Genomic DNA, 25,538 nt, shown 5'->3' with positions numbered 1-25,538 from the left:
GCCGGTCATCGCACACCATGCGCTACGCACTGGGCACCGAATACGACGGCAGCGACTTCCTGGGCTGGCAGCGACTGGGTGACGCCGGCGCCGGCGGCGCGCGGACCCTGCAGGCGACGCTGGAGGCGGCGCTGTCGAAAGTGGCGGATGCGCCGGTAGCGACCATCTGTTCCGGGCGTACCGATTCCGGCGTCCACGCGCGCTGCCAGGTCGTGCATTTCGACAGCGAAGCCGCGCGCGATCCGCGCAGCTGGATGCTGGGTACGACCTCGCTGCTGCCGCCGTCGATGGCGGTGCGCTGGTGCCGCGAGGTTGGCGACGATTTCAGCGCGCGCTTCTCCGCACGCGCCCGGCGCTACCGCTACAGCATCCTCAACCGTCCGGTCCGGCCCGCGCTGGGCCACCAGTACTTGGCCTGGAGCCGGCATCCGCTGGACGCCGATGCCATGCATCGCGCCGCCCGGTCCCTGGTCGGCGAGCTCGACTTCACTTCTTTCCGGACGGTGCACTGCCAGGCGCCGCACGCCCGCCGCGACCTGCAGCGGATCAGCGTGACGCGCGAGGGTGACGTGGTGGTGGTCGACGTCCAGGCCAACGCCTTCCTGCATCATATGGTCCGCAACATCGTCGGATCGCTGCTGGAAGTGGGCGGCGGCCGCCGTCCGGAGCAGTGGATCGCGGAAGTGCTGGACGCGCGCGACCGCAGGTGCGCCGGCCCGACCGCGCCGTCGGGGGGCCTGGTCTTCCTCGGGCCCCTCTATCCGGCAGATTGCGGCCTCCCTCCGGAAGTCACGCTGGACACCCCCGGCGCCGCGCCCGGACCCCTTCCTCTGCCACGACCCTGACATGCCACGCACCCTCTTCCGTACGCGCATCAAATTCTGCGGCCTGACCCGCGCCGGCGACGTCCGTCTCGCGAGCGAGCTCGGCGTCGACGCCATCGGCTTCGTCTTCGCCCGCGGCAGCACGCGCAGGCTCCACGTCGCCGAGGCCCGCGCCCTGCGCGAGGCGCTGGCGCCGCTGGTCGACGCGGTCGCGGTGTTCCGTGACAACCCCGCCGACGAGGTCCGCGAGGTGGTGAAGCAGGTGCGGCCGAGCATGCTGCAGTTCCACGGCGATGAGGACGATGCCTTCTGCCGCCGCTTCGGGCTGCCGTATCTCAAGGCGGTAGGCATGGGCGCCGGGGCCACGGTGGGAGGGCCGGCCCTGGTGGCCGCCTTCCCCGGTGCGTCGGCGTTCCTGTTCGACAGCCATGGCGGCGGCCATGACGGCGGCAGCGGGCGCGCCTTCGACTGGTCGGCCCTGCCGCGCGCGCTGACCCGGCCGCTGCTGCTGTCCGGTGGGCTTTCGCCCGGCAACGTCCATGATGCGGTGGCCGCAACCATGCCGTGGGGCGTGGATGTAAGCAGCGGCATTGAGTCCGCGCCCGGTCAGAAGGACGGGGACCTGATGCGCGCATTCGTGGCCGAGGTGCGTCGCAGCGATTGCCGCGCCGATGATGATGATGAAGAAGCAGTTCTGGAGATGCGTGATGAGTGACATGCCGGCCGATTTCCATGCCTTCCCCGACGCCCGCGGCCACTTCGGCCGCCACGGCGGCCGCTTCGTCGCCGAGACCCTGGCCGGGCCGCTGCGGGAGCTGGCCGCGGCCTATGACGCGGCGCGCGGCGATCCGGCCTTCGTCGCCGCGTTCGAAGCCGACCTGGCCGATTACGTCGGCCGGCCGAGTCCGATCTACGAGGCCGTGGGCCTCACGCGCCACGTCGGCGGCGCGCGCATCCTGCTCAAGCGCGAGGACCTGAACCACACCGGCGCGCACAAGATCAACAACACGATCGGCCAGGCGCTGCTCGCCAGCCGCATGGGCAAGACCCGGATCATCGCCGAGACCGGTGCCGGCCAGCACGGCGTGGCCAGCGCCACGGTCGCCGCGCGCCTGGGCCTGGAGTGCGTGGTCTACATGGGCGCGACCGACATCGAGCGCCAGAAGATCAATGTCTACCGCATGAAGCTGCTGGGTGCGACGGTGGTGCCGGTGACCAGCGGCTCGGCGACGCTCAAGGATGCGCTCAACGAGGCCATGCGCGACTGGGTGACCAACGTCCGCGACACCTTCTACATCATCGGCACGGTGGCCGGCCCCGACCCGTACCCGCGCATGGTGCGCGACTTCAATGCGGTGGTCGGCAAGGAGGCGCGCGCACAGATGCTGAAGCGGCACGGCTGCCTGCCGGACGTGGTCACCGCCTGCGTCGGCGGCGGCAGCAACGCGATCGGCATCTTCCACGCCTTCCTCAACGACCGCGACGTGCGCCTGGTCGGCGCCGAGGCGGCGGGCGAGGGCATGGACAGCGGCCGGCACGCGGCGTCCATTTCGGCCGGGCGCGTGGGCGTGCTGCACGGCAACCGCACCTATGTGCTCTGCGACGACGATGGCCAGGTGATCGAAACCCACTCGGTCTCCGCCGGGCTGGACTATCCCGGCGTCGGGCCCGAGCACGCCTTCCTCGCCGATACCGGCCGCGCCACCTATGTCGGCGTGAGCGACGACGAGGCGCTGGAGGCATTCCATTTGCTGGCGCGCACCGAAGGCATCCTCGCCGCGCTGGAATCCAGCCACGCGGTGGCGCAGGCGATCAAGCTCGCGCGCGACATGCCGAAGGACGCGCTGGTGCTGTGCAACCTGTCAGGGCGCGGCGACAAGGACGTGCACACCATCGCCGCGCGCGAAGGAGTGGAGGTATGAGCGTCGTCGAAGTCGCGCCGCGGATCGCGCGCCGCTTCGCCGCCCTGCGCGCCGCCGGACGCAAGGCCCTGGTGCCCTTCATCACCGCGGGTGATCCGTCGCTGGAAGATACGGTGCCGGTGATGCACGCCATGGTCGAGGCCGGTGCCGATGCGATCGAACTCGGCGTGCCGTTTTCCGATCCGATGGCGGACGGCCCGACCATCCAGCGCAGCTCGGAGCGTGCGCTCGCGCGCGGCGCCGGCATGGCCTGGGTGCTGGAGCGCGTGCGCGAGTTCCGCGAGCGCGACGACGGCACTCCGGTGACGCTGATGGGTTATCTGAACCCGGTGGAGATCCGCGGTGCCGCGGCCTTTGCCGCTGCCGCCGCCGATGCCGGAGTCGATGGCGTGCTGCTGGTCGACCTCCCGCCGGAGGAGGCCGCCGGGTTCCGCGATGCGTTCTCCGCCCGCGGCGTGGCCCTGGTGCTGCTGGCATCGCCGACCACGGATCCGGAGCGCGTCCAGATGCTCTGCTCGCTCGCGCAGGGCTACCTGTACTACGTCAGCTTTGCCGGGGTGACCGGCGATTCCGCCCGCCTGGACGCCGCTGCCGCGGCCGCGCACCTGCGCGCCATCCGCGCCCTCAGCCCCGTGCCGGTGGTGGCCGGCTTCGGTATCCACGATGCCGCCAGCGCCGCGGCCATGGCCGTGGATGCCGACGGCGTGGTGGTCGGCAGCGCCCTGGTCAAGGTGATGGCCGCTGCCGGCAGTGGTGCCGCCGCCGCGGCCGCCGCGGACTTCCTGGCCCCGCTGCGCCGGGCGCTGGATGCGGGCGCCGGCGGGACAGTGGGCTAAACTCCCCCGGTTCGCGGCCCAGTCCGCAAAGGATCACAGCAAACGCATGTCCTGGCTGAAGAAAATCATGCCTGCCCGCATCCGCACCGAGGGCGGCCCCGCACGCAAGCGCAGCGTGCCCGAGGGGCTGTGGGAGAAGTGCGACAGCTGCGGCGCGGTGCTTTACCGCCCGGAGCTTGAGGAGAACCTCGAGGTCTGTCCGAAGTGCGCCCATCACATGCCCATCCGCGCCCGCGCGCGGCTGGCCGCCTTCCTCGACGCCGGCAGCGGCCGCGAGATCGGCGCCGCGCTCGGCCCGGTCGACGTACTCCGCTTCCGTGACCAGAAGCGCTATGCCGACCGCATCAAGGCCGCGCAGAAAGCCACCGGCGAGCGCGACGCGCTGATCGCGATGGAAGGCCGGCTGAAAGGCAGCCCGATCGTGGCCAGCGCATTCGACTTCGCCTACATGGGCGGCTCGATGGGTTCGGTCGTGGGCGAGCGCTTCACGCTGGGCGCCGAACGCGCGCTCGAGATCGGCTCGCCCTTCGTGAACTTCTCCGCCAGCGGCGGCGCGCGCATGCAGGAGAGCCTGTTTTCGCTGATGCAGATGGCCAAGACCTCGGCCGCGCTCGGCCGCCTGCGCGCGGCGGGGCTTCCCTATGTTTCGGTGATGACCCATCCGACCACCGGCGGCGTCTCGGCGTCGTTCGCGATGCTCGGCGACATCAACCTCGCCGAACCCAAGGCCCTGATCGGCTTCGCCGGCCCGCGCGTGATCGAACAGACCGTGCGCGAGACGCTTCCGGAAGGTTTCCAGCGCTCCGAGTTCCTGGTCGAGCACGGCGCCATCGACCAGATCTGCGACCGCCGCGAGCTGCGCGCGCGCATTGCTTCGCTGCTGGCGATGTTGATGCGCCAGCCGGCGCCGCCCGCCGAGCAGGCCGACGAGGCCGCGCAATGAGCGCGCAGCGCAGTGCGACAGCCGGCGGCGCGCGCCGCTGGTTCGGCACCGACGGCATCCGCGGGCGGGTCGGCGAAGGCCCCATCTCGGCCGACTTCATGCTGCGCCTGGGCAACGCCTACGGCCACGCGCTGACCGCACGCGTCAAGGACGGCGGCGAGTGGCGCAAGCCGGTGGTGATCATCGGCAAGGACACGCGGATCTCGAACTACATGTTCGAGGCCGCGCTCGAGGCCGGCCTGGTCGCTGCAGGCGTCGACGTGCAGCTGATGGGGCCGATGCCGACGCCGGCGGTCGCGCACCTCACGCACTCGATGCGGGCCGACGGCGGCATCGTGATCTCGGCGTCGCACAACCCGCACCACGACAACGGCATCAAGTTCTTCTCGGCCATGGGCGAGAAGCTCGACGACGCCACCGAACTTGCCATCGAATCGGCGCTGGACCAGCCCTTTCGCACCGTGGCCTCCGACAGGCTCGGCAAGGCGATCCGCACCCGCGATGCCGTTGGCCGCTATGTCGAGGCCTGCAAAGGGTCGGTGCCGCGCAGCTTCGATCTCGACGGCATGCGCATCGTGGTCGACTGCGCGCACGGCGCCACCTACCAGATCGGGCCGATGGTGCTGCGCGAGCTGGGCGCGCGGGTCGAAACCATCGGCGTCGACCCCAATGGCGTCAACATCAACGACGGCGTCGGCTCCACCTGGCCCGAAGGCCTGGCCGCGCGCGTGCGCGAGTCCGGCGCCGAGCTCGGCATCGCCTTCGACGGCGACGGTGACCGGGTGGTGTTCGTCGATGGCGACGGCCAGGTGCGCGACGGCGATGACCTGGTCTACCTGCTGGCCTGCGACTGGAAGGAAAGCGGCCGCCTGCGCGGCCCCGTGGCCGGCACGCTGATGACGAACTTCGCGCTTGAGCAGGCGCTGGCCGCCCGCGACATCGAGTTCATCCGCACCAGGGTGGGCGACCGCTATGTGCACCAGGCCCTGGTGGAGCGCGGCGGCGTCCTGGGCGGCGAGGCGTCCGGCCACCTGCTGTGCCTGGACCGCTCCACCACCGGCGACGGCATCGTCAGCGCCCTGCAGGTGCTGGAAGTGCTGCACCGGCGCGGCATGTCTCTGGCCTATGCCCTGCGCGACCTGCGCAAGGTGCCCCAGCGCACGATCAACGTGCGCGTCGCCAGCGGTTCGCGGCCGGTGGAGGTCGACAGCGTCAAGGCGGCGCTGGCCGAAGCCCAGCGCGCCGTGGAAGGGCGGGGCAGGGCGTTCCTGCGCCCTTCGGGCACCGAGCCCGTGGTCCGCGTGACCGTCGAAGCCGATGACGAGGCGCTGGTGACAGCGACCCTGGAGCAGCTTGCCGCCGCGGTGCGCGCCGTCGCCTGAGTGGCGCGCATGTGGGAGCGACCGCAGCCGGTCGCCTGGGCGATGCACATGTGCGAGCGGCCATGGCCGCGATCGACCCTGGGGTGGCTCCCATGCAGCGACGGAAAGGCTGGGCAGGAACGGCGCAACCGGGCGAATGCGGGCGGTATCATGGGCCTTCAGCGTCCCCACCCCGGGCGCGCCTTCCTGAGCGAACCATGGCACCGCGAATCCCCACCCTCGACATCCGCCGCTTCACCCATCCCGCCAGCCCGGAAGACCGCCAGGCCTTCGTCGATGAGCTGGGCGCCGCGTACCGCGAGTGGGGCTTTGCCGGCATCCGCAACCACGGCATCCCGCAGGATCTGATCTCCGAAGCCTACGAGGCCTTCAAGGCCTTTTTCGCACTGCCCGAGGATGCCAAGAAGGCCTACCACGTGCCCGGCGGCGGCGGTGCCCGCGGCTACACGCCCTTTGGCGTAGAGACTGCGAAGGATTCGAAGCACTTCGACCTCAAGGAGTTCTGGCACATCGGCCGCGAGATCGCCGATGACTCCGGCTACCGCGACGTGATGCCGCCCAACCAGTGGCCGGCCGAGGTGCCGACGTTCCGCGACAAGGGTTATGCGCTCTACCAGGCGCTGGATGCGCTCGGCTCGCAGGTGCTGCGCGCGCTGGCCCTGCACATCGACCTGCCGGAACACTGGTTCGCCGACAAGACCGACTTCGGCAATTCGATCCTGCGCCCGATCCACTACCCGCCGATCACCGCCGACGACATCCCCAACGTGCGCGCCGGCGCCCACGGCGACATCAACCTGATCACGCTGCTGGTCGGCGCCAGCGCCGCCGGCCTCGAGGTGCGTTCGCACGAGGGCGAGTGGGTGCCGTTCACCGCCGACGCCGACACCATCGTGGTCAATATCGGCGACATGCTGCAGCGCCTGACCAACCACGTGTATCCGTCCACGATCCACCGCGTGGTCAATCCGCCGGGCGAACTCGCGCGCCAGCCGCGCTATTCGGTGCCGTTCTTCCTGCATCCGAACCCGGACTTCCTGATCGACGTGCTGCCTTCCTGCGTGACCGCCGACAACCCCAGCCGTTACCCGGAGCCGATCACGGCCCACGGCTACCTGGAAGAGCGGCTGCGCGAGATCAAGCTGGCCTGAGCGCGGGTGCTGCGCGCGCATGCAGGAACGTGCGCGAAGGCCTAGACTCTGCGGCCCCGCCATATCCCGAGGTCTGAACATGCGCGCACGCATCGTCGCCGGCAACTGGAAGCTCAACGGCAGCCGCAGCTCCGCCGCAACCCTGCTGGCCGACATGGCGCCGGGCCTGCCGGCCGCTGGCGTGGACGTCGTGGTGCTGCCGCCTGCGACCCATCTGGAAGGCCTCGTGTCCGCCTGGGGCGCGCGTGGCATCGGCTTCGGCGGGCAGGACGTGAGCGCCCATGCCGATGGCGCATACACCGGCGAAATCTCCGCCGCGATGCTGGCCGACGTGGGTGCGCGCTTCGCGCTGGTCGGTCACTCCGAGCGGCGCCAGTACCACGCCGAGGACAGCGCGCTGGTCGCGCGCAAGTTCGCCGCGGCGCTGGCTGCCGGCCTGCGCCCGATCCTCTGCGTCGGCGAGTCGCGCGAAGATCGCGAAGGTGGCTCGACCGAGTCGGTGATCGCCGGCCAGCTGCGCCCGGTGCTCGATCTGGTGGGCGCGGAGGGCTTCGAAACCGCCGTGGTCGCCTACGAGCCGGTGTGGGCCATCGGCACCGGGCTGACCGCCACGCCGCAGCAGGCGCAGGAGGTCCATGCGTTCATCCGTAGCGAGGTTGCCGCGCGGGGTGCTACCATTGGAAATTCACTGCCGATCCTCTACGGCGGCAGTGTGAAGCCCGCCAACGCCGCCGAGCTGTTCGCCATGGCCGACGTCGATGGAGGCCTCATCGGCGGAGCCTCGCTGGTGGCCACGGACTTCATGGCCATCGTGGCCGCGGCGGCGCGCTGACCGCCGGGCCCAAGAGAACGGAACCATGCTGCAACTCATCCTCAATATCGCCTTCGTGCTCGTCGCCCTCTCGCTGATCGCGCTGATCCTCATGCAGCGTGGCGCGGGCGCACAGGCAGGGTCGGGCTTCGGCGGCGGTGCATCCGCCACCGTCTTCGGTGCGCGTGGCGCCTCCAACTTCCTGAGCAAGTCCACCAAGTGGCTCGCCATCGTGTTCTTCGCGCTGACCCTTTTCATGGCCTGGCAGGCCACGAGGATGGCAACCCAGGCGGGCCCTTCCGCGGTCGACCTGGGCGTGATGTCAGAAATCCCCTCCGCGCCCGCGGCCCCCGGCGAAGTGCCGGCGGCCCCGGGTACGGCGCCCGCGGCGCCCGGCTCCGCGGTTCCGGCCGCGCCCGAGGCCCAGCCGCCCGCCGCACCGCCCCCCGCACAGGGGGAAACGGGGCAGGAAGTCCCGCAGGGCGGCTGATAGCGATTACAATATCGCGCCTTCGTACAAGCGTACGGAGACAGTGTAGAAATTTGCCCAGGTGGCGGAATTGGTAGACGCACTACCTTGAGGTGGTAGCGGCTTAGGTCGTGGGGGTTCGAGTCCCCCCTTGGGCACCATACAAGCGCCAGGCGCGGCCGGTCACGGTCGCGCCTGGCACCAGCTAGCAAAGGGGCGCGCATGCGTCCCGTAGCCGAGGGAACACCGTGCTGGCCGAATACCTGCCGACCCTGCTGTTTCTGTTTGTCGCAACCGGAATCGGCATTGCCCTGGTCGTCATAGGCAATGCCCTGGGCCCGAAGTTCTACAACGCCGAGAAGCTCACGGCCTACGAATGCGGCTTCGCCCCGTTCGAAGATTCGCGGATGCAGTTCGACATCCGCTACTACCTCATCGCCATCCAGTTCATCGTCTTCGACCTGGAAATCATCTTCATCGTGCCGTGGGCGACCGTGTTCCGCGAACTCGGCGTGCTCGGCCTGGTCGAGATGGGCATCTTCGTCGGCATGTTGCTGATCGGCTTCATTTACGTGTGGAAGAAGGGAGCGCTCGAATGGGAGTGATCCAGGCGGCCCGCAGCCTTGCGAATGCCGCAAGCAACCCGCTGCCCGAGGGGCGCGTCGATGACATCCTGCGTCCGGAAGGCGACAACCCGCTGCTGGAACAGGGCTTTGTCACCACCAGCTCGGACATCCTGCTCAACTGGGCGCGTACCGGGTCGATGTGGCCGGTGACCTTCGGCCTCGCCTGTTGCGCGGTGGAGATGATGCACGCCGGTGCGGCGCGCATGGACCTGGACCGCTACGGCGTGGTGTTCCGCCCGTCGCCGCGGCAGTCGGACGTGATGATCGTGGCCGGCACCCTCGTCAACAAGATGGCCCCGGCGTTGCGCAAGGTCTACGACCAGATGCCCAACCCCAAGTGGGTGATCTCCATGGGCAGCTGTGCCAATGGCGGCGGCTACTACCACTACTCGTACGCGGTGGTGCGCGGCTGCGACCGCGTGGTGCCGGTCGACATCTACGTGCCGGGCTGCCCGCCGACGGCCGAGGCCCTGGTGCACGGCATCCTGCAGCTGCAGCGCAAGATCCGCCGTTCCAGCAACTTCGGCGATGAAAAGACGGGACAGCGCAATGTCTGAGTCCGCGACGGCGTTTGCCGCGCGCCTGCACGCGCGCTTCCCGCAGGGCTTTGTCGAGGTCGCGCTGCCGCGCGGCGAAGTCGGCCTGGTGCTGGGCGCCGGCGAATGGCGCGAAGGCTGCCGCGTGCTGCGCGACGAGTTCGGCTTCGAGGTCCTGATCGACCTCTGTGGCGTCGACCACCTGGGCTACGGCACCGACGAGTGGGACACCAATTCCTCATCCGAGGGCTTCAGCCGCGGCGTCGAGGGCCAGGGTCCCGGCCGCTTCCGCTACGGCGAGACGCCCAGCCAGCAGCTTGATGATCCGGATGGCGTTGGCGCGATCCCGCTGCCCGAGAACCGCTTCTCGGTCGTGGTGCAGCTGCTTTCGATCGCCAACAACCGCCGCCTGCGCGTGACCTGCCATGCGCCGGACGATGTGCTGCCGATGGTCGACTCCCTGTGCGACGTCTGGGAAGGCGTGAACTGGTTCGAACGCGAGACCTTCGACCTGTTCGGCATCGTGTTCCCCGGCCACCCGGACCTGCGCCGGCTGCTCACCGACTATGGCTTCATCGGCCATCCGTTCCGCAAGGACTTCCCCCTGATCGGCAACGTCGAAGTCCGCTACGACGCCGAAAAGCAGCGCGTGATCTATGAGCCGGTGACTTCGGTCGAGCCGCGCGTGCTGGTGCCTCGCGTGATCCGCGACGACGCCCATCTCGCGACCGCGCGCGGCGAGGCACGCGACCTGAAGGTCGGTCCCGTGCGCGGTGTCGCGCCGGCAGGAGACGCCAAGTGAGCATGCAGCCCCCAAGCGAACTGCTGGCCAGCAACCCGGCGGAGGCACGCCAGGAGATCCGCAACTACACGCTGAACTTCGGTCCCCAGCATCCGGCTGCGCACGGCGTGCTGCGCCTGATCCTGGAAATGGACGGCGAAGTCGTGCAGCGCGTCGATCCGCACGTGGGCCTGCTCCACCGCGGCACGGAGAAGCTGGCGGAGTCCAAGCCGTTCAACCAGTCGATCGGCTACATGGACCGCCTGGACTACGTGTCGATGATGTGCAACGAGCACGCCTACGTGCTCGCGATCGAGAAGCTGCTGGGCATCGAGGCACCGGAGCGGGCGCAGTGGATCCGCACGATGTTCGACGAGATCACGCGGCTGCTGAACCACCTGATGTGGATCGGCTCCAACGGCCTCGACCTCGGCGCGATGGCGGTGATGCTGTACTCGTTCCGCGAGCGCGAAGAGCTGATGGACGTCTACGAGGCGGTCAGCGGCGCGCGCATGCACGCGACCTATTACCGCCCCGGCGGCGTGTACCGCGACCTGCCGGACCACATGCCGAAGTACCGCGAGTCGCCGTGGCGCAAGGGCAACAAGCTCAAGCGCTTCAACGAGTGGCGCGAAGGGTCGATGCTCGACTTCCTGGAAGCGTTCACCAAGGACTTCCCCTCGCGCATCGACGAATACGAGACCCTGCTGACCGAGAACCGCATCTGGAAGCAGCGCACCGTCGGCATCGGCGTGATTCCGCCGGAGCAGGCCATGGCCCTGGGCATGTCGGGCGTGATGCTGCGCGGCTCGGGCATCGAGTGGGACCTGCGCAAGAAGCAGCCCTACGCGAGGTACGACCAGGTCGACTTCAGGATCCCCGTGGGCACCAACGGCGATTGCTACGACCGGTATCTCGTGCGCGTTGCCGAGATGCGCGAGTCCAACCGGATCATCGCCCAGTGCGTGGAGTGGCTGCGTGCCAACCCTGGCCTGGTGATGGTCGACAACTTCAAGGTCGCACCTCCCTCCCGCGAGGAGATGAAGGACGACATGGAAGCCCTGATCCACCACTTCAAGCTGTTCTCCGAAGGCTATTGCGTACCTGCCGGCCAGACCTACCAGGCCGTCGAGGCGCCCAAGGGCGAGTTCGGCTGCTACCTGGTCTCGGACGGCGCCAACAAGCCCTTCCGCGTGCACCTGCGCGCGCCCGGCTTCGCGCACCTGTCGTCGATGGATTCCGTGGTGAAGGGACACATGCTGTCCGACGTGGTGGCGATGGTCGGCACCTATGACCTCGTCTTCGGAGAAGTGGACCGATGAAAGCAACCGGCAACTTCGAGAACGCGCGCAATGTCGACCCGATGGTCGTGCTCAGCGATGAGACGCGCGCGCACATCGACCATTGGGTGGCCAAGTTCCCGCCCGATCGCAAGCGCTCGGCCGTGATCCAGGGCCTGTTCGCCACCCAGCAGCAGAACGGTGGTTTCCTGACCGACGAGCTGATCGCCGGCGTGGCCGGTTACATCGGCATCCCGCCGGTGTGGGCGTACGAGGTCGCGACCTTCTATTCGATGTTCGAGACCAGGGAAGTCGGCCGTCACAACGTCGCCTTCTGCACCAACATCAGCTGCTGGCTGAACGGTGCCGAGGACCTGGTCGCGCACGCCGAGAAGAAGCTCGGCTGCAAGGTGGGCGAATCCACTGCCGATGGCCGGGTCTACCTCAAGCGCGAAGAAGAATGCGTGGCCGCGTGCTGCGGCGCCCCCGTGGTCGTGATCAACGGCCATTACCACGAGAAGCTGGACACCGCGAAGGTGGACGAGCTGCTCGACGGATTGAAGTGAGGCTGGACGCAGGCATGGCGCATCACAACACCCACGTCTCCGAAGGCTACGGCCCCGTCGGCCCCGCGCCGAAGGAGCACCAGGCCGTCTACACCACGCTGCATTTCGACAAGCCGTGGTCGTACGAGAACTATCTGAAGACCGGCGGCTACCAGGCGCTGCGCAAGCTGCTGAGCGAGAAGATTCCGCCGGCCGACGTCGTCGAGATGGTCAAGCAGTCGGGCCTGCGCGGCCGCGGCGGCGCAGGCTTCCCGACCGGCCTGAAGTGGAGCTTCATGCCCAAGGGCGACGTGCAGAAGTACATCCTCTGCAACTCCGACGAGTCGGAGCCGGGAACCTGCAAGGACCGCGACATCCTGCGCTACAACCCGCATTCGGTGATCGAGGGCATGGCGATCGCCTGCTACGCCACCGGGTCCACGGTCGCCTACAACTACCTTCGCGGCGAGTTCCACCACGAGCCCTTCGAGCACCTCGAGGAAGCGTTGGCCGAGGCCTATGCGCACGGCTGGCTGGGCCGTGACATCCTCGGCAGCGGCGTGGACATCGACATCCACAACGCGCTGGGCGCCGGCGCCTACATCTGCGGCGAAGAAACCGCGCTGATGGAGTCGCTGGAAGGCAAGAAGGGCCAGCCGCGCTACAAGCCGCCGTTCCCGGCCAACTTCGGCCTGTACGGCAAGCCGACGACGATCAACAACACCGAGACCTATGCCTCGGTGCCGGCGATCATCCGCAACGGCCCCGAGTGGTTCGCCGGCCTGGGCAAGCCCAACAACGGCGGCTGCAAGATCTTCTCCGTCTCCGGTCACGTGATGAAGCCGGGCAACTACGAAGTCCGCCTTGGGACTTCGTTCGCCGACCTGCTGGAAATGGCCGGCGGCCTGCGCCCTGGGCGCACGCTCAAGGGAGTGATCCCGGGCGGCTCGTCGATGCCGGTCTTGCCGGGCGACACCATGATGGGCCTCACCATGGACTATGACGCGCTGCAGAAGGCGGGTTCCGGACTGGGTTCGGGTGCCGTGATCGTGATGGACGACAGCACCTGCATGGTGCGCGCCTGCCAGCGCATCTCGCGCTTCTACTGGCAGGAATCCTGCGGCCAGTGCACGCCCTGCCGCGAAGGCACGGGCTGGATGTACCGCATGGTGTCGCGCATGGTCGAGGGCAAGGCCACGATGGCCGACGTCGAGATGCTGCGCGAGTCCGCCGGCCAGATCGAGGGCCACACCATCTGCGCCTTCGGTGAAGCGGCCGCATGGCCGGTGCAGGGCTTCCTGCGCCACTTTTGGCACGAATTCGAATACTTCATCGAGCACGGCCGCTCGATCGTCGACGCCAACCCGGAGGTCGCGGCATGAGCGCGCAGCCGGTAAACCCGAACCTGCCGCCCGACCACGTCACCGTCTTCATCGACGACGTGGAGATGGCCGCGCCCAAGGGCTCGATGATCATCCAGGCCGCCGACAAGGCCGGCATCCCGATCCCGCGCTTCTGCTACCACGACAAGCTGGCCATCGCGGCGAACTGCCGCATGTGCCTGGTCGACGTTGAGAAGATGGGCAAGCCTGCGCCGGCCTGCGCCACGCCGGTGATGGACGGCATGCGCGTGCAGACGCGCAGCGAAAAGGCGCTGCGGTCGCAGCGCAACGTGATGGAGTTCCTGCTGATCAACCATCCGCTCGACTGCCCGGTCTGCGACCAGGGTGGCGAGTGCGAGCTGCAGGACCTGTCGCTGGGCTACGGCCGCTCGGTGAGCCGCTTCGTCGAGCGCAAGCGTTCGGTCGCCGACGAGGACCTCGGTCCGCTGGTGGCCACCGAGATGACGCGCTGCATCCACTGCACGCGCTGCATCCGCGTCACCGCGGAAATCGCCGGCACCTACGAGCTGGGCGGCATGCAGCGTGGCGAGAGCCTCGAAATCGGCACCTACGACGGCAAGCCGCTGACCACCGAGCTCTCCGGCAACGTGATCGACGTCTGCCCGGTGGGCGCGCTGACCAACAAGGTGTTCCGCTTCCGCGCCCGTCCCTGGGAGCTGATCGCGCGCGAGTCGCTGGGTTACCACGACGCGCTCGGCAGCAACCTGTTCCTGCACACCCGCCGCGGCGAAGTGATGCGCACCGTGCCGCGCGACAACGAGGCGGTCAACGAGTGCTGGCTGTCCGACCGCGACCGCTATTCGCACCAGGGCCTGTACGCAGAGGATCGCGCGATGCGCCCGCTGCTGCGCGTTGCAAGCAACGGTGACGACGCCGACTGGCGCGAGGCGAGCTGGGACGAGGCGCTGGCGAAGGCCGCGCAGATCCTGCGCGACAACGCCGCCGACGACCTCGGCATCCTGGTGCATCCGGCAACCTCGAACGAGGAGGGTGCCCTCGTCGCCCGCCTGGCCGAGGCCCTGGGTACCGGCAACCTCGACCACCGCATCGCCCAGCATGACCTCTCCGACGGCGCCGTGGCCGAGGTCTTCGGCATGCCGGTCGACGACATCGAGAAGGCCGACGCCATCGTCATCGTCGGCAGCAACCTGCGCCATGAGCTGCCGCTGGTCCACCAGCGCGTCCGCAAGGCATGGCGCGCGGGTGCCAAGGTGCACGTGGTCAATCCGGTGGACTTCGACTTCACCTTCGATATCAGCCACAAGGCGATCGTGGCGCCGTCGAAGATCGCCGATGCGCTGGCGTCCGCCGAACTGGCCGATGCGCTGCAGGGCGCTGCGCGGCCGGTCGTCATCGTGGGCGCGGTTGCCGAATGCGGTATCCACGCCGCCGCAATCCGCACCGCCGCGGCCGGTTTCGCCGGTCGAATCAACGCCGCGCTGTGCCGCGTGCCACAGGGCGCGAACGCGGTCGGGCTTGCCCGCCACGGCGTGCTGCCGGCCTCGCGTGACGCCGGCGCCATGCTCGCCCAGCCGCGCGCCGGCTACGTCCTCTACGGCATCGAGCCGGGGCTGGACTTCGCCGACCAGGCGAAGGCGATGCAGGCCCTGGGTGCTGCGCAGGTGGTGGCCTTCAGCCACTTCGCGTGCGCATCCACGCGCCGCGTTGCCGACGTGATCCTGCCGATCGGACTGCTGCCCGAGCTCGACGCCACCCTGACCAACGTCGACGGTCGCGACCAGCGCAGCGTCGCCGGCGGCAAGCTGCCGGGCGAAGCGCGTCCGGGCTGGAAGGCACTCCGTGCGCTTGGCGGGCTCCTCGGCCTCGACGGCTTCGATTTCACCGACTTCGCCGGCGCGCGTGCGCTGATGGTGCCGCGCCAGGTCGACGTCGCACGCGGTGAAGCCGTTGCAGCCGCGGGCGAAGGCCTCGAGCTGGCGGTGTCGCAGGCGATCTACCGCGTCGACGGCGTGACCCGTCGCGCCGCTGCCCTGCAGGCGCACCCGCTCACGGTTGGTCCGCGCATCACGCTCAACCCCGACGATGCATCCGCCGCAGGCCTGCGTGAGGGCGCCATGGCGCGCGTATCCAACGGCACCGGAACGGGAACCCTGCAGGTGGCCGTCAGCACCGGCGTGGCCCGCGGCGCCGCCCTGATCGAATCCGGCTATGGCGCCACCGCGGCGCTCGGCGCCGGCGCGGTGCGGGTGGAGGCCGCATGAGCACGACGACGACCAATACGAGCACCGTGCTCCTCGGCTGGCTCGAACCCTTCCGCGCCTGGCTCGATTCGCTCGGCGCCATCGGCACCGTCATCTGGCTGGTGTTGCTGATCCTGGCGATTGCGATGCCGGTGATCATCGCCGTCGCCTTCTACGTGGTCTGGGAGCGCAAGCTGATCGCCTGGATGCATGTGCGCCACGGGCCGATGTACGTCGGCTTCGGCGTGCTGCAGGCTTTCGCAGACGTCTTCAAGCTGCTGTTCAAGGAAGTCATCCAGCCGGCGCAAGCGCACAAGGTGCTGTACATCCTGGCGCCGCTGATCACCCTGGCGCCGGCGTTCGCGGCCTGGGCGGTGGTGCCGTTCGATGCGCAGCTGGTGCTCTCCAATGCCAACGCCGGCATCCTGTACCTGCTGGCGATGACCTCGCTGGGCGTATACGGCGTGATCATCGCCGGCTGGGCCTCGAACTCGAAGTACGCCTTCCTGGGCGCGATGCGATCGGCGGCGCAGGTGGTGAGCTACGAGATCGCGATGGGCTTCGCCCTGGTCGGCGTGATGGTTGCCGCAGGCAGCCTCAACCTCAGCGAGATCGTGATGGCGCAGTCGGGCAACTCCGGCTTCCTCGAGTGGTTCTGGGTGCCGCTGCTGCCGCTGTTCATCATCTATTTCGTGTCAGGCGTGGCCGAGACCAACCGCGCGCCCTTCGACGTCGTCGAGGGCGAGAGCGAGATCGTCGCCGGCCACATGGTCGAATACTCGGGCGCGGTGTTCGCGCTGTTCTTCCTGGCCGAGTACGCGAACATGCTGCTGGTGAGCATTCTCACGGTGATCTTCTTCCTTGGCGGCTGGCTGTCGCCGATCCCGGCGGCCTGGGTCCCCGACATCCCGGTGCTCTCGGTGCTGCTGGGTGACGGCTGGTGGTGGCTGTTCGCCAAGATGTTCTTCTTCGCCAGCTGCTTTGTCTGGTCCCGCGCGACGTTCCCGCGCTACCGCTACGACCAGATCATGCGCCTGGGCTGGAAGGTGTTCATTCCGCTGTCCATCGCCTGGATCGCGGTGACGGCGTTGATGGCGTACTTCGGCGTGTTCGAGGCAGGTGCGTGATGGGCAAGTTCGTTTCCTGGGCCAGGAGCCTGCTGCTGATCGAGATCATCAGCGGCCTGAAGCTGACGTTCCAGTACCTCTGGCGCCCCAAGTACACGATGATGTACCCGATGGAGAAGATCCCGCAGTCCGCGCGCTTCCGCGGGCTGCACGCGCTGCGCCGCTACCCGAACGGCGAAGAACGCTGCATCGCCTGCAAGCTGTGCGAGGCCGTGTGTCCGGCGCTGGCCATCACCATCGATTCCGAACAGCGCGAGGACAACACGCGGCGCACCACGCGCTACGAAATCGACCTGTTCAAGTGCATTTTCTGCGGCTTCTGCGAGGAGTCGTGCCCGGTGGACTCGATCGTCGAGACCCACATCCACGAATACCATTTCGAGAACCGTGGCGAGAACGTCGTCACCAAGTCGCAGCTGCTGGCGCTGGGCGACCGCCTCGAAACGGAAATCGCAGAGCGTCGCGCCGCCGACGCGGCATACAGGTAAGCCATGGACTTCGTACAGCTCGCATTCCTTGCATTCGCGGCCGTTGCGGTGGCCGCCGCGGTCGGCGTGATCGGCTCGCGCAGCCCGGTGCATTCGGCCCTGTTCCTGGTGCTGACCTTCTTCAGCGTGGCGGTCACCTGGATCATCGCCGGCGCCGAGTTCCTGGGCGTCGCCCTGGTGCTGGTCTACGTCGGCGCGGTGATGGTCCTGTTCCTGTTTGTGGTGATGATGCTCGACGTCGACCTGGCGCCGATCAACGAGGGCTACGTGCGCTACCTGCCGGTGGGCCTGCTCGTGGCGGTGGTGATGCTGCTGGAGCTGCTGTCGCTGATCGGGATCATGGCCTTCGTCGAGACGCCGTTCGCGGCGGATCCGATCGAGGCCGAGGGCGTGCCCAACACGGTGTGGATCGCCCGGCGGCTGTTCACGGACTTCCTGCTGCCGTTCGAGATCGCCGCGGTGGTCCTGACCGTGGCCGTGATCGCCGCGGTCACGCTGACCTTGCGCCGCCGCGAGGGCACCAAGCACCAGATTCCCGGCGTGCAGGTGCGTACGCGTCCCGGCGACCGCCTGCGCATGGTGGACATGCCCAGCTCCGTGCACGTCGCCGACGACGCGCCGGCGGCCGATGCCGGCACCGACGGGGAGGAGAAGTAATGGAGTTCCTCGGCCAGGGCCTCGCCCTCGGACACTACCTCGCGCTTGCCGCCGCGCTGTTCTGCATCAGCGTCGCGGGCATCTTCCTCAATCGCAAGAACGTGATCATCCTGCTGATGTGCATCGAGCTGATGCTGCTCTCGGTGAACATCAACTTCGTCGCGTTCTCGCGCGAGTTCGGCGACGCCGCCGGCCAGGTGTTCGTGTTCTTCATCCTCACCGTGGCCGCGGCCGAGGCCGCGATCGGCCTTGCGATCCTGGTCACCCTGTTCCGCAACCGGCGCACCATCAACGTCGCCGAACTCGACACGCTGAAGGGCTGACGGAATGCCTGGCATGGAAATCGTTCTCTCCAAGAGCGTACTGCTCGCGATCGTCCTGGCGCCGCTGTTCGGCGCCATCGTCGCCGGCCTGTTCGGCCGCCAGGTGGGCCGCGTCGGGGCACAGTCGGTCACCATCCTCGGCGTGGCGATCAGCTGCGCGCTGTCGTGCTACGTGCTGTGGCAGCTGATGGGGCAGGGCGCATCGCCCTTCAACGAGAACCTCTACACCTGGTTCCAGGTCGCCGGCTACGAGATCCACATCGGCTTCCTGGTCGACCGGCTGACGGCGATGATGATGGTGGTGGTGACCTTCGTGTCGCTGCTGGTGCACATCTACACCATCGGCTACATGGCCGACGACCCGGGCTACCAGCGCTTCTTCAGCTACATCAGCCTGTTCACCTTCTCGATGCTGGCGCTGGTGATGGCCAACAACTTCCTGCAGCTGTTCTTCGGCTGGGAAGCGGTGGGCGTGGTGTCGTACCTGCTGATCGGCTTCTGGTTCAAGCGCCCGACCGCGGTGTTCGCGAACCTGAAGGCCTTCCTGGTCAATCGTGTCGGCGATTTCGGCATGCTGCTGGGCATCGCCGGCGTCGCGTACTGGTTCGGCACGCTCGACTACGCGACCGTGTTCGCCAACGCCGGCCCGACGATCGGCGGCGGCCGGATGGTCGAGATCTTCGAAGGCCACGCCTGGTCGGTCGCGACGGTGATCTGCATCTGCCTGTTCGTGGGCGCCATGGGCAAGTCGGCGCAGGTGCCGCTGCACGTGTGGCTCCCGGACTCGATGGAAGGCCCGACCCCGATCTCGGCGCTGATCCACGCCGCGACCATGGTCACCGCCGGCATCTTCATGGTGGCGCGCATGTCGCCGCTGTTCGAACTCAGCCAGACCGCGCTGCAGTTCATCCTCTTCATCGGCGCCACCACGGCCTTCTTCACCGGCCTGATCGGCATCGTGCAGAACGACATCAAGCGCGTGGTTGCGTACTCCACGCTGTCGCAGCTGGGCTACATGACCGTGGCGCTGGGCGTGTCGGCGTACTCGGCCGCGGTGTTCCACCTGATGACCCACGCCTTCTTCAAGGCGCTGCTGTTCCTCGGCGCGGGCTCGGTGATCATCGCCATGCACCACCAGCAGGACATGCGCCGCATGGGCGGCCTGCGCAAGTACATGCCGGTGACCTTCATCACCATGCTGATCGGTACCCTGGCCCTGGTGGCGACGCCGTTCTTCAGCGGCTTCTACTCCAAGGACACGATCATCGAGGCCGCCAAATACGGTGCCGAGGGCATGGGCTGGATCGGTACCTATGGCTACTGGGCGGTGCTGCTGGGCGCGTTCGTGACCTCGTTCTACAGCTTCCGCCTGCTGTACATGACCTTCTTCGGGCGCGAGCGCTTCCGCGACGCGCACGCCGATGACCACGGGCACGGCCCTGATGACGACCACGGCCACCACGGCGCGCACGAACCGCGCGAGTCGCCCTGGGTGGTGACCCTGCCGCTGGTGCTGCTGGCGATCCCGTCGATCGCGATCGGCTTCTTCACCGCCGGCCCGATGCTGTTCGGCACCGACTGGTCGGGTACGGAGCAGGTGATGCCGTTCTTCCTCGGCGCCATCGACCTTCTGCCGCAGAACGACACCCTCGCAGCGGTGGCCGCCGACCTCTGGCATGGTCCGGTCGCATTCGCGCTGCACGGCTTCATGACGCCTGCGTTCTGGCTGACGTTCGCCGGCTTCGCCCTCGCGACCGTCATGTACTGGTGGCGCCCGGAGCTGGCTGCGAAGGCACGCCGCGTGTTCGCGCTGCCGGTGAAGGTGCTGGAGAACAAGTACTGGGCCGACGATTTCTGGATCGGTGGCCTGGCGGGCGGCAGCCTGCAGCTTGGCAAGGCGTCGAACGCGGTCGACAGCAAGGTGGTCGACGGCGTGCTCGTGAACGGTACCGCCGGCGTTGTCGGCCTGCTTGCGGGCGTTGTCCGCCGCCTGCAGTCGGGGCGCCTGTACGACTATGCATTCGCGATGATCGTCGGCCTGATCTTGCTCCTGGCCGTGCTCATCCACTACTGGACCTGACGGAAGACGATACGTGTCGAACTGGCCTCTCCTCAGCATCCTCATCTGGCTGCCGATCTTCGGCGGCGCGCTGGTGCTCGCTCTTGGTAATCGTGCCGGCGCCGCGCGCTGGCTGTCGCTGGCGATCGCTCTGGTGGCGTTCGCGATCAGCATCCCGCTGCTCACCGGCTACGACGCTTCGGCGGCGGCGGCCACGATGCAGTTCGTCGAGGCCCGGGAGTGGATCCCGGCCTATGACATCCAGTACCACCTGGGTGCCGACGGCATCTCGGTCGCGCTGATCCTGCTGACCACCCTGGTCACCACGCTGGTGGTCATCAGTTCCTGGACCTCGATCGACAGGCGCGTCAGCCAGTACTACGCGGCGATGCTGATCCTCGAGGGCCTGATGATCGGCGTGTTCTCGGCGATGGACGCGATGCTTTTCTATGTCTTCTTCGAAGGCATGCTGATCCCGATGTTCATCATCATCGGCGTCTGGGGCGGCCCGCGGCGCGTATACGCGTCGGTGAAATTCTTCCTGTACACCTTCCTCGGCTCTGTGTTCATGCTGGTGGGGCTGGTGTATCTGTACCTGCAGGCCGGCAGCTGGCAGCTTTCCGACCTGTACGCGCTGCCGCTCGACGCCACCGAGCAGATGTGGCTGTTCTTCGCCTTCCTGATCGCGTTCGCGGTCAAGGTGCCGATGTTCCCGGTGCATACATGGCTTCCGGACGCGCACGTCGAAGCGCCCACCGGCGGCTCGGTGATCCTGGCGGCGATCATGCTGAAGATCGGCGGCTACGGCTTCCTGCGCTTCAGCCTGCCGATCGTCCCCGACGCCGGCCACGAATGGGCATGGCTGGTGATCGCGCTGTCGCTGGTGGCGGTGATCTACGTCGGCCTGGTGGCACTGGTCCAGCAGGACATGAAGAAGCTGATCGCCTACTCGTCGGTCTCGCATATGGGCTTCGTCACCCTGGGCATCTTCATCGCCTTCGCGCTGGTGCGCGACAGCAACCCGGAGGCCGCGCGACTCGGCCTGCAGGGCGCGATGGTGCAGATGGTTTCGCACGGCTTTGTTTCAGGCGCGATGTTCACCTGCGTGGGCGTGCTGTACGACCGCATGCACACGCGCAGGATCAGCGACTACGGCGGCGTGGCCAACGTGATGCCCTGGTTTGCAGCGTTCTTCGTGCTGTTCGCCTTCGCCAACTCGGGCCTGCCGGGTACCTCGGGCTTTGTTGGCGAATTCATGGTCATCCTGGCCTCGTTCCAGAGCCATCCCTTGATCGCCTTCGTGGCCGCCCTGACCCTGATCCTGGGCGCCGGCTACACGCTGTGGCTGGTGAAGCGCGTGATGTACGGCGAGGTCGGCAACTCGCACGTTGCCGCGATGAAGGACATCACCGGCCGCGAAGCCCTGGTGCTGGGCGTGTTTGCCGCCGGCGTGCTGCTGATCGGCCTCTGGCCCAGGCCCCTGACCGACCTGATGGAACCGTCCATCGCGCAGCTGGCGGGCATGCTCGCCAACAGCAAGCTTTGAGGAACACGACGCGATGATGCCTGGAGCTATGACCCCTCCCGTCCGGACGCTGGCCGACCTCGCGCCGCTGGCGCCCGAGTTCGTGGTGGTGATCGGCGCGTTCGCGCTGCTGATGCTGGACCTGTTCATGGGCGAGCGCCGCCGCGTGGTGACCCACGGCCTTGCCGTGGTGGTGCTGCTTGGCGCCGCGGCGATGATCGTGATGGGCGTGGGTGGCCACGGCATGGTGCTGGCCGACATGTTCGTCCGCGACACCGTTGCCGACGTGCTCAAGGTGTGCATCCTGCTGCTGACCGCGATGGCCCTGGGCTATGCCTGGCCGTTCATGCGCGAGCGCGGCCTGTACAAGGGCGAGCTGCCGGTGCTCATGCTGTTCGCCACGCTCGGCATGATGCTGTTGGTTTCCGCGCCGAACCTGACCACGATCTACGTCGGCCTCGAGCTGCTCGCGCTGTGCCAGTACACGCTGGTCGCCTTCGACCGCGACAACGCGACCGGCTCGGAAGCCGCAATGAAGTACTTCGTGCTCGGCTCGCTGGCCTCGGGCCTGCTGCTGTTCGGCATGTCGCTGGTCTACGGCGCCACCGGTAGCCTGGACCTGGCCACGATCAGCAATGCTGCGGCCATCGTCGACGGCGGTACCCGTACCCTGCTGCTGACCGGCACCGTGTTCCTGGTGGTGGGTGTCTGCTTCAAATTCGGCGCAGCGCCGTTCCACATGTGGCTTCCCGATGCGTATCACGGCGCGCCCACGCCGATGACCCTGTTCATCGGCTCCGCGCCCAAGCTCGCTGTGTTCGGCATGGCCTACCGCTTGCTCGAGTCCGGCCTTGGCCCGCTGCAGGACCAGTGGCAGGTGATGGTGGCCCTGCTTGCGGCCCTGTCGCTGGTGGTCGGCAACGTGTTCGCGATCGCCCAGACCAATCTCAAGCGCATGCTCGCGTACTCGACGGTGTCGCACGTCGGCTTCCTGCTGCTCGGCCTGGCAGGCGGCGACGCCGAGGGCTATGCGGCGGCGATGTTCTACGCCATCAGCTACGCGATCATGGCCACGGCCGGCTTCGGCGCCATCGTGATGCTGTCCAGGCGCGGCTTCGAAGCCGACCGCATCAGCGACTTCAAGGGTCTCAACGCCCGCAGCCCGTGGATGGCGGCGATGGTGCTGGTGATCATGGCCTCGCTGGCCGGCGTGCCGCCGTTCCTCGGCTTCTGGGCGAAGCTTGTGGTGCTGCGCGCGGCGATCGGCGGCGAAATGCTGTGGCTTGCGATCGTCGGCATCGTGTTCGCGGTGGTGGGTGCGTTCTACTACCTGCGCGTGATCAAGGTGATGTACTTCGACGAGCCCGAAGGCGTGGCCATCGAAGTGCGTGACAACGGCCCGCTGAAGCTGCTGTTCGGTGCCAACGCGCTTGCGCTGCTGGTGCTGGGCATTGCATGGAACCCGGTGATGGCGTGGTGCCAGGCGGCGTTCGCCTGATCGAAGGCATGGCCATGTCGCGAAGTGCGATCATGGCTTGCAAGAAATCCGACTCTGCTTCATAATAGTCGGCTCTGGTGCGGGGTGGAGCAGTCTGGCAGCTCGTCGGGCTCATAACCCGAAGGTCGCAGGTTCAAATCCTGCCCCCGCTACCATTTATACCTGCGGCGGCGTTCCTGGAAACAGGGACGCCGTTTGCTTTTGTGCGTCCCGGCTCCAGCCGGAAGCCTCAGGCTTCCAGCACCATTCGCTGGCCGCGACCGTCGCCGACGATGGCATGCGGTACGAAGCGCGCGCTGTCGCGCGTGATCGGTGAATCGTCTTCGCGGATGCCCATGCCGCAGGCAAGGTCGCCAACCACCCAGCTGCCGATCAGCGGATACGCAGCGCCGTGTTCGGGCAGTGGATGCAGCGCCTGGCGGATCGAGGGGCCACCGTAGGGTCCGGGCTGCTGCAGGGTGCGACCATCGGCGAAGTGCATCTCGATGTTTGCGCCCTCGCGCGAGAACAGCGGCTTGCGAACCCAGCCCGGCGGCAGCGCGCCGCCGTCGTCGAACTCCGCCGGCAGCAGGTTGGGATGGCCACGATGGCGGTCCCACAGCAGCGGCAGCGCGCCCTTGTTGCTGAGCAGCAGCTTCCACGCCGGCTCCAGCAGCCGCAGGCCGGAGCCTGGCAGGGCCTGCGCGAACTCGTCGGCGAACAGGTCTTCGAGTGGATACAGCTTGAACAGGCTGGCGATCAGCACGTCGTCCCCCGCGGTGAAGCGCCCGTCGGCGGAAAGACCAATGTCTTCCATTGCCACCGAGCCGGATTCGATGCCGGCCTGGGCCGCGCAGTCGCGCAGGTAATCGACGGTACCCTGGTCCTCTGGGCTGCCCTGCGATGCGGCGAAGTACAGCGGCAGGGGAAGGCGGCTGCCGATCTCGATGAAGCGCGCGACCAGCGCTTCGTGGATCGCGTTGAACTGGTCGGCACCGGGGGCGAGGGCGCCGGCCTCGCGCTGGCGCTCCAACCAGTCCCACTGGAAGAACGCGGCCTCGAACAGCGATGTCGGAGTGTCGTAGTTGAACTCGTACAGCTTTGCAGGCCCACGACCGTCGTAGGCGAGGTCGATCCTGCCGTAGAGGTGCGGATCGCGCCGCCGCCAGCTTTCGGCGATCTGGTCCTGCGCGTGCGCGGGGATCGCGAGCCGCTCCATCAATTCCTGGCTTCCGGCGGCTTCACCGGCCAGGTCCATCGCCATCGCATGCAGCTCGGCGGTGGGATCCTCGATGTCGTCTTCCACCTGTTGCAGGGTGAAGGCGTAGTACACGCTCTCGTCCCAGTAGGCGTCGCCGTCGATGGTGTGGAAGGCGAAACCGCAGTCTTCGGCGCGCCGCCGCCAGTCCGGGCGCGCCTCGATCGGAACGCGGCGCATCAGCCGCCGGCGCTGCGGCCGGCGCCCGCGCGGCCGAAGCCGCCGCGGCGCACGGTCGGCGCGCGGTCGGGCTGCAGGCTGCTGCGGGCCAGCGCGGTGGCGCCGCCGGGCCCGGCCTGCGGGCGCAGCCAGCCCGACTGGTTGGAGAGGAAGGCGGGCGCGGCGCGCGTGGCGCCGGCCGTTGCCGCCGCCGGGCCGGCGCCCGGCGCGGGCGCCATGGCACCGCCGCGGGTATTCATCATCTGCGAAAGGAAGAAGCCGGCCATCATCGGGCCGACGAAGCTGCCGCCGCCGGCCTGCTGGCGCGTGGCGCACTGTCCTTCTCCGAACTCGGCCTCGCACTCGGCGGCCGAGGCATAGCGCGGTGCCACGGCGTCGGCCTGTGACTGTGCCTGGTCGAAGGCCTGGCGACACATCGACGGGTTCATGGTTTCGGTGGCGCAGGCTTCGACCGACGTGAACAGGCCTTCCGACGTCTGCACCTCGGGCTGCTGCGCGCAGGCGACCAGGAGCAGAGGTGCCGAGCCCATCAGGACGAGGGCGGTCTTTCTGGAGCGTTTCATCAAGCCGGTACCTGTTGCGGGGACTGCGGCAAGGTTAACCGATGAGCACCCGGCCGGGCCCCGCAGCGCGGCGTCGGGGCGGGCACTCCCGGCTTGCGATACGCCGGGCCTGGGCATATACTCCAGCGGCTCAGCGGAACCTGCAGGACCATCGCAGGCGCCATCGGCGCC

25 protein-coding genes and 2 tRNA genes are annotated in these 25,538 nt (G+C 68.1%); 25 read left to right on the top strand and 2 right to left on the bottom strand.

Translation table 11 applies throughout. The features are described from left to right. The first annotated feature begins 17 nt into the window (after positions 1 to 17). The 25 genes from truA (at position 18) to WCE37_RS04770 (ending at position 23,542) form a co-directional block, all read left to right on the top strand. Positions 18 to 845: a tRNA pseudouridine(38-40) synthase TruA gene (truA, locus tag WCE37_RS04890; protein ID WP_343278370.1), complete on the top strand. Its 828-nt coding sequence runs from the start codon at positions 18 to 20 to the stop codon at positions 843 to 845. A 1-nt stretch (position 846) separates the two neighbouring features. Further along, complete coding sequence (locus WCE37_RS04885; protein ID WP_343278369.1) at positions 847 to 1,539, top strand: phosphoribosylanthranilate isomerase; 693 nt, start codon at positions 847 to 849, stop codon at positions 1,537 to 1,539. Next, a complete protein-coding gene (gene trpB / locus WCE37_RS04880; RefSeq protein WP_343278368.1) occupies positions 1,532 to 2,746 on the top strand; it encodes a tryptophan synthase subunit beta in 1,215 nt (404 codons plus the stop codon). Before WCE37_RS04885 ends, trpB begins: the two co-directional genes overlap by 8 nt. Further along, positions 2,743 to 3,582: a tryptophan synthase subunit alpha gene (gene trpA / locus WCE37_RS04875; RefSeq protein WP_343278367.1), complete on the top strand. Its 840-nt coding sequence runs from the start codon at positions 2,743 to 2,745 to the stop codon at positions 3,580 to 3,582. Before trpB ends, trpA begins: the two co-directional genes overlap by 4 nt. Positions 3,583 to 3,628: 46 nt before the next feature. Then, complete coding sequence (accD, locus tag WCE37_RS04870; RefSeq protein ID WP_343255742.1) at positions 3,629 to 4,525, top strand: acetyl-CoA carboxylase, carboxyltransferase subunit beta; 897 nt, start codon at positions 3,629 to 3,631, stop codon at positions 4,523 to 4,525. Beyond that, positions 4,522 to 5,907 carry a phosphoglucosamine mutase gene (gene glmM, locus WCE37_RS04865; protein WP_343255743.1) on the top strand — a complete coding sequence of 462 codons (1,386 nt, stop codon included), beginning with the start codon at positions 4,522 to 4,524 and terminating at the stop codon, positions 5,905 to 5,907. Before accD ends, glmM begins: the two co-directional genes overlap by 4 nt. A 197-nt stretch (positions 5,908 to 6,104) precedes the next feature. Then, positions 6,105 to 7,058 (top strand): 2-oxoglutarate and iron-dependent oxygenase domain-containing protein, encoded by a 954-nt coding sequence (locus tag WCE37_RS04860; protein WP_343255744.1) that lies wholly within the window; start codon positions 6,105 to 6,107, stop codon positions 7,056 to 7,058. A 79-nt stretch (positions 7,059 to 7,137) separates the two neighbouring features. Beyond that, on the top strand, positions 7,138 to 7,890 hold the full coding sequence (tpiA, locus tag WCE37_RS04855; protein ID WP_343255745.1) for a triose-phosphate isomerase: 753 nt from the start codon (positions 7,138 to 7,140) through the stop codon (positions 7,888 to 7,890). A gap of 25 nt (positions 7,891 to 7,915) precedes the next feature. Beyond that, positions 7,916 to 8,359 carry a preprotein translocase subunit SecG gene (secG, locus tag WCE37_RS04850; protein WP_343255746.1) on the top strand — a complete coding sequence of 148 codons (444 nt, stop codon included), beginning with the start codon at positions 7,916 to 7,918 and terminating at the stop codon, positions 8,357 to 8,359. 55 nt (positions 8,360 to 8,414) lie between these two features. After that, positions 8,415 to 8,499: transfer RNA gene (locus tag WCE37_RS04845), tRNA-Leu, on the top strand. 87 nt (positions 8,500 to 8,586) lie between these two features. Continuing rightward, positions 8,587 to 8,943 carry an NADH-quinone oxidoreductase subunit A gene (locus tag WCE37_RS04840; protein ID WP_343278366.1) on the top strand — a complete coding sequence of 119 codons (357 nt, stop codon included), beginning with the start codon at positions 8,587 to 8,589 and terminating at the stop codon, positions 8,941 to 8,943. Beyond that, a complete protein-coding gene (locus WCE37_RS04835) occupies positions 8,934 to 9,521 on the top strand; it encodes an NADH-quinone oxidoreductase subunit B family protein (protein WP_343278365.1) in 588 nt (195 codons plus the stop codon). Before WCE37_RS04840 ends, WCE37_RS04835 begins: the two co-directional genes overlap by 10 nt. After that, positions 9,514 to 10,302 (top strand): NADH-quinone oxidoreductase subunit C, encoded by a 789-nt coding sequence (locus WCE37_RS04830; RefSeq protein WP_343278364.1) that lies wholly within the window; start codon positions 9,514 to 9,516, stop codon positions 10,300 to 10,302. Before WCE37_RS04835 ends, WCE37_RS04830 begins: the two co-directional genes overlap by 8 nt. A 2-nt stretch (positions 10,303 to 10,304) precedes the next feature. Continuing rightward, complete coding sequence (locus tag WCE37_RS04825; RefSeq protein WP_343278662.1) at positions 10,305 to 11,603, top strand: NADH-quinone oxidoreductase subunit D; 1,299 nt, start codon at positions 10,305 to 10,307, stop codon at positions 11,601 to 11,603. Beyond that, the gene (nuoE, locus tag WCE37_RS04820; protein WP_343278363.1) at positions 11,600 to 12,127 is read left to right on the top strand and encodes an NADH-quinone oxidoreductase subunit NuoE; all 528 of its coding nucleotides are present in this window, start codon (positions 11,600 to 11,602) and stop codon (positions 12,125 to 12,127) included. Before WCE37_RS04825 ends, nuoE begins: the two co-directional genes overlap by 4 nt. 14 nt (positions 12,128 to 12,141) lie before the next feature. Next, positions 12,142 to 13,488, top strand: a complete 1,347-nt coding sequence (nuoF, locus tag WCE37_RS04815; RefSeq protein WP_343278362.1) for an NADH-quinone oxidoreductase subunit NuoF — start codon at positions 12,142 to 12,144, stop codon at positions 13,486 to 13,488. Beyond that, positions 13,485 to 15,731 carry an NADH-quinone oxidoreductase subunit NuoG gene (nuoG, locus tag WCE37_RS04810; RefSeq protein ID WP_343278361.1) on the top strand — a complete coding sequence of 749 codons (2,247 nt, stop codon included), beginning with the start codon at positions 13,485 to 13,487 and terminating at the stop codon, positions 15,729 to 15,731. The genes nuoF and nuoG overlap by 4 nt, the downstream gene beginning before the upstream one ends. Continuing rightward, a complete protein-coding gene (nuoH, locus tag WCE37_RS04805) occupies positions 15,728 to 16,837 on the top strand; it encodes an NADH-quinone oxidoreductase subunit NuoH (protein ID WP_343278360.1) in 1,110 nt (369 codons plus the stop codon). Before nuoG ends, nuoH begins: the two co-directional genes overlap by 4 nt. Beyond that, the gene (nuoI, locus tag WCE37_RS04800) at positions 16,837 to 17,325 is read left to right on the top strand and encodes an NADH-quinone oxidoreductase subunit NuoI (RefSeq protein ID WP_343255754.1); all 489 of its coding nucleotides are present in this window, start codon (positions 16,837 to 16,839) and stop codon (positions 17,323 to 17,325) included. Before nuoH ends, nuoI begins: the two co-directional genes overlap by 1 nt. Positions 17,326 to 17,328: 3 nt before the next feature. Then, entirely contained in the window at positions 17,329 to 17,982 is a 654-nt protein-coding gene (locus WCE37_RS04795) for an NADH-quinone oxidoreductase subunit J (RefSeq protein WP_343278359.1), read from the top strand. Beyond that, positions 17,982 to 18,305: an NADH-quinone oxidoreductase subunit NuoK gene (gene nuoK, locus WCE37_RS04790; protein ID WP_343255756.1), complete on the top strand. Its 324-nt coding sequence runs from the start codon at positions 17,982 to 17,984 to the stop codon at positions 18,303 to 18,305. The genes WCE37_RS04795 and nuoK overlap by 1 nt, the downstream gene beginning before the upstream one ends. A gap of 13 nt (positions 18,306 to 18,318) precedes the next feature. Further along, on the top strand, positions 18,319 to 20,385 hold the full coding sequence (gene nuoL, locus WCE37_RS04785; RefSeq protein ID WP_343278358.1) for an NADH-quinone oxidoreductase subunit L: 2,067 nt from the start codon (positions 18,319 to 18,321) through the stop codon (positions 20,383 to 20,385). 13 nt (positions 20,386 to 20,398) lie between these two features. Then, a complete protein-coding gene (locus tag WCE37_RS04780) occupies positions 20,399 to 21,910 on the top strand; it encodes an NADH-quinone oxidoreductase subunit M (RefSeq protein ID WP_343278357.1) in 1,512 nt (503 codons plus the stop codon). A gap of 28 nt (positions 21,911 to 21,938) precedes the next feature. Further along, positions 21,939 to 23,387, top strand: coding sequence for an NADH-quinone oxidoreductase subunit NuoN (gene nuoN / locus WCE37_RS04775; RefSeq protein WP_343278356.1), 1,449 nt, complete (start codon positions 21,939 to 21,941; stop codon positions 23,385 to 23,387). A gap of 78 nt (positions 23,388 to 23,465) precedes the next feature. Beyond that, positions 23,466 to 23,542: transfer RNA gene (locus WCE37_RS04770), tRNA-Met, on the top strand. A 74-nt stretch (positions 23,543 to 23,616) separates the two neighbouring features. Here WCE37_RS04770 and WCE37_RS04765 read toward each other — a convergent pair. Further along, entirely contained in the window at positions 23,617 to 24,804 is a 1,188-nt protein-coding gene (locus WCE37_RS04765) for a glutathionylspermidine synthase family protein (RefSeq protein ID WP_343278355.1), read from the bottom strand. Continuing rightward, positions 24,804 to 25,367, bottom strand: coding sequence for a DUF1190 domain-containing protein (locus WCE37_RS04760; RefSeq protein ID WP_343278354.1), 564 nt, complete (start codon positions 25,365 to 25,367; stop codon positions 24,804 to 24,806). Before WCE37_RS04760 ends, WCE37_RS04765 begins: the two co-directional genes overlap by 1 nt. Positions 25,368 to 25,538: the final 171 nt, after the last annotated feature.

Origin of the sequence: Luteimonas sp. MJ250, assembly GCF_039548455.1 — a bacterium.
GTDB lineage: Bacteria > Pseudomonadota > Gammaproteobacteria > Xanthomonadales > Xanthomonadaceae > Luteimonas.
Note: the sequence above shows the minus strand (reverse complement) of the source record. Positions and strands in the feature narration are given on the sequence as shown.

Bases quoted from the DNA above. Each gene is read 5' to 3' on its own strand.
- nuoG (WP_343278361.1), top strand. From the start codon at position 13,485: ATGAGCGCGCAGCCGGTAAACCCGAACCTGCCGCCCGACCACGTCACC.
- nuoI (WP_343255754.1), top strand. From the start codon at position 16,837: ATGGGCAAGTTCGTTTCCTGGGCCAGGAGCCTGCTGCTGATCGAGATC.
- WCE37_RS04835 (WP_343278365.1), top strand. From the start codon at position 8,934: ATGGGAGTGATCCAGGCGGCCCGCAGCCTTGCGAATGCCGCAAGCAAC.
- WCE37_RS04885 (WP_343278369.1), top strand. From the start codon at position 847: ATGCCACGCACCCTCTTCCGTACGCGCATCAAATTCTGCGGCCTGACC.
- nuoE (WP_343278363.1), top strand. From the start codon at position 11,600: ATGAAAGCAACCGGCAACTTCGAGAACGCGCGCAATGTCGACCCGATG.
- tpiA (WP_343255745.1), top strand. From the start codon at position 7,138: ATGCGCGCACGCATCGTCGCCGGCAACTGGAAGCTCAACGGCAGCCGC.
- glmM (WP_343255743.1), top strand. From the start codon at position 4,522: ATGAGCGCGCAGCGCAGTGCGACAGCCGGCGGCGCGCGCCGCTGGTTC.
- WCE37_RS04830 (WP_343278364.1), top strand. From the start codon at position 9,514: ATGTCTGAGTCCGCGACGGCGTTTGCCGCGCGCCTGCACGCGCGCTTC.
- nuoN (WP_343278356.1), top strand. From the start codon at position 21,939: ATGACCCCTCCCGTCCGGACGCTGGCCGACCTCGCGCCGCTGGCGCCC.
- trpA (WP_343278367.1), top strand. From the start codon at position 2,743: ATGAGCGTCGTCGAAGTCGCGCCGCGGATCGCGCGCCGCTTCGCCGCC.
- WCE37_RS04860 (WP_343255744.1), top strand. From the start codon at position 6,105: ATGGCACCGCGAATCCCCACCCTCGACATCCGCCGCTTCACCCATCCC.
- secG (WP_343255746.1), top strand. From the start codon at position 7,916: ATGCTGCAACTCATCCTCAATATCGCCTTCGTGCTCGTCGCCCTCTCG.
- accD (WP_343255742.1), top strand. From the start codon at position 3,629: ATGTCCTGGCTGAAGAAAATCATGCCTGCCCGCATCCGCACCGAGGGC.
- WCE37_RS04765 (WP_343278355.1), bottom strand. From the start codon at position 24,804: ATGCGCCGCGTTCCGATCGAGGCGCGCCCGGACTGGCGGCGGCGCGCC.
- truA (WP_343278370.1), top strand. From the start codon at position 18: ATGCGCTACGCACTGGGCACCGAATACGACGGCAGCGACTTCCTGGGC.
- WCE37_RS04825 (WP_343278662.1), top strand. From the start codon at position 10,305: ATGCAGCCCCCAAGCGAACTGCTGGCCAGCAACCCGGCGGAGGCACGC.
- WCE37_RS04760 (WP_343278354.1), bottom strand. From the start codon at position 25,367: ATGAAACGCTCCAGAAAGACCGCCCTCGTCCTGATGGGCTCGGCACCT.
- nuoL (WP_343278358.1), top strand. From the start codon at position 18,319: ATGGAAATCGTTCTCTCCAAGAGCGTACTGCTCGCGATCGTCCTGGCG.
- nuoK (WP_343255756.1), top strand. From the start codon at position 17,982: ATGGAGTTCCTCGGCCAGGGCCTCGCCCTCGGACACTACCTCGCGCTT.
- WCE37_RS04795 (WP_343278359.1), top strand. From the start codon at position 17,329: ATGGACTTCGTACAGCTCGCATTCCTTGCATTCGCGGCCGTTGCGGTG.
- nuoF (WP_343278362.1), top strand. From the start codon at position 12,142: ATGGCGCATCACAACACCCACGTCTCCGAAGGCTACGGCCCCGTCGGC.
- trpB (WP_343278368.1), top strand. From the start codon at position 1,532: ATGAGTGACATGCCGGCCGATTTCCATGCCTTCCCCGACGCCCGCGGC.
- nuoH (WP_343278360.1), top strand. From the start codon at position 15,728: ATGAGCACGACGACGACCAATACGAGCACCGTGCTCCTCGGCTGGCTC.